The sequence below is a fragment of the bacterium genome (genome assembly GCA_024226335.1).
Taxonomy (GTDB): Bacteria; Myxococcota_A; UBA9160; order SZUA-336; family SZUA-336; genus JAAELY01.
Map to the genome: position 1 here is coordinate 1 of JAAELY010000061.1, position 2,376 is coordinate 2,376.

2 protein-coding genes are annotated in these 2,376 nt (G+C 64.4%); both read left to right on the forward strand.

All coding sequences use genetic code 11. The features are described 5' to 3' along the window. Positions 1 to 494 precede the first annotated feature (494 nt). A complete protein-coding gene (locus GY725_03045; GenBank protein MCP4003152.1) occupies positions 495 to 1,184 on the forward strand; it encodes a hypothetical protein in 690 nt (229 codons plus the stop codon). 5 nt (positions 1,185 to 1,189) lie between these two features. Next, positions 1,190 to 2,376 (forward strand): hypothetical protein (locus tag GY725_03050; protein ID MCP4003153.1); only part of this gene is annotated, 1,187 nt, incomplete at its 3' end.

The following is a 2,376-nucleotide window of genomic DNA, read 5'->3' on the forward strand; positions in this document are numbered from 1 at the left end:
CAGCGCTCTGAGTCGTGGACATGGCCTGCTCCCCTCCTTCACAGGTTCTGGAGGCCGGATTCTGGGCACCGCTGGGGGGCTCCGGCTCGTTGGGGGCAGTTTGAGCGACCTGGCCACCCACTAAAGGTGTCGGAGAGCCACAAAACCGGCGCCACGCGGCAAGTGCTTTTCCGCCAGGCGCTTGAAATTGAAATAGAGAATAGAGGCCGCGCTATTACGCTATTCGCCAAATGGATCCGGAACGCCTTGACCGGCAACGGCTTGAATTGAAGGTGCAAAACAAACCCGACGAGGCTGAATTGTTTCCTCCCTTGCTCACACAAAGGAGGAGGGAGCCAGCCCATTTGCCAGCCACCGCCTCACGAAATACATCGCGAGCGGAACGCAACTCAGATCGATAGCACCGGTTACTTCACTCAGCCCCAGCGCCTAGACGAGAGACAGCGCGCACCTTCCCGGTCGCGCACTCGGATCCAAAAGACAAGGGAGTCCCCATGAAGATCCTCGCAGCCCTGATTCCGACTGTTCTGTCCTTCGGCATCGCAGCCGCATCGCTCGCGCCACGAGAGACATCCGATACCGCTGTGCTCGCTCTGCGCACCGGTCTGTCCGCAGAGGCGCTTGCAGCATCTGGCATCACCTCGACCGGAGTCGCTGGCATCATCGATGACCTAACCGAGTCCGATCCCGCAGTGAACGGGGATCTCGCGGATGCGGACGCAACCTACTCATCGGCCAAGTCCACCCACGACGAGTTGCAACGCCTCGTCAAGAGCGGACAAGCGACCGACCAACAGGTCGCGGACCTTCAGCAAGCGAAGGTCGATCTCGATGCCGCGATCGCCGCGCGCGATGCCGTGCTCGACGCGCTCTTCACCGCTGCAACGGCTGACCTCACGAGCGCCCAGAAGGCAACGCTGGGTACGATCCGCGGCAACGCGCAATGGAAGCAGCCGACTGAGTTCCTCGTGATCGACCGCACGGACGACGAGTGGGTCGAGCTCCGCGATCTGTTGCAGCACGAGAAGACCTGCGCCGACCTCGGCTGGGAACCCGAAGCGGCTTGCGTGACGCGACTCGCTCAGCTCCGGGCGCAGACGGACGTGGCGACCGCCAAGACTAACCTCGACACGAACCTCGCAGCCGTCCAGACCGCGTGGGAGGCGGCCGTAGCGGACGAATAGGGGCTATGCTCTCCGCAATCTGTGCGGCGCTTGCGGTCCTTCCCGGGACCCGCGCGTTCGGCGTTCAGGATCCCGATCCTCGAACGCCGTCGATGCACGTCGTGGCCGAGGAGATCGAGCTCGAGGACCTTCTGCGCATTTGTGCGAGCGAACTCGAGCTTCCGATCGACTTCAGCGCCCGTGCATTAGAGGGCAGCGTACGCATTGACTCGGGTCCGGGGGTGTCGGTCGAGGGGCTCTGGGCTACCGCGAACCGGGTGCTCGCGAGCGGTGGTCTCGCCTGCATTCAGGCCCCGGGCGAGGACACCTTGAGCATCGTCCCCCTAGACCAGGCCGCGGGGCTCGCGAGGCTAGAGGACGGTGATGTCGAAGACGCCAGAGCTGGCTTCATCAAGGTCCTAAGACCGATCCGGGGCGATGCGCCGTCGGACACCGTGCAGGCACTCCAGGCGTTTCTTCCCAAGGACGGAACGCTCGTGGCGTCGCCTTCGGGAACGGACCACGTCCTGATCGCTGGGCTGAAGTTCCAAGTGATCGAGGCCCTTGATCTGCTCGAACACCTCGACCGCATCCCGAGCGCACCGGTAACCGAGGAGATTGAACTGCGACGGGCGTCACCGGTCGCTCTGGCTGCACTGCTGGAGCAGGTCGTGCAGAAGCGCAAGGCCGTCGATGGGATCGGGCTGAGGGGGGCGACCGTCGCTGCCCCGGGTTCCCCACGACTCGTGATCGTGGCGCCCGAGGAGGAGATGGCTGAGTGGCGCGAGCTCGTGCGCAGGTTCGATCGCGCCGAGGCGACGTTCACGAAGCACTACCTGCCGCGCCGCTTCGGTTTGGCCGAGACGGTCGAGCTGGTGTCGCAGGTCATCGGGGTCGAGACCGAGGGGGGACAGCGTATCGTCCAGGACACGCTGACGGGGTCGCTGATCGTCACCGCTCCTCTCCACCTGCACGAGGAGATCCAGCAGCTGATCGATCGTCTCGAACGAACGGACCTACCGCCTCGCAAGGGCATGCGGTCCTTCCCCATCGAGCACCGCAATGCCGAAGACCTCGTGAAGCTCCTCGAGAGCCTCATCGGAGACGGCGACATTCCCCAGCCCGTGCTCGGTGCCGTCGGGGATGAGGGCACGGATGTGCCCGGCGAAGCCACAGCAGCAGCCGATCCATCAGTGCGTGCCGCGCCAGGTGA

Excerpts from the sequence above, each read along its gene's own strand:
- GY725_03045 (MCP4003152.1), top strand. The coding sequence starts at position 495 with ATGAAGATCCTCGCAGCCCTGATTCCGACTGTTCTGTCCTTCGGCATC.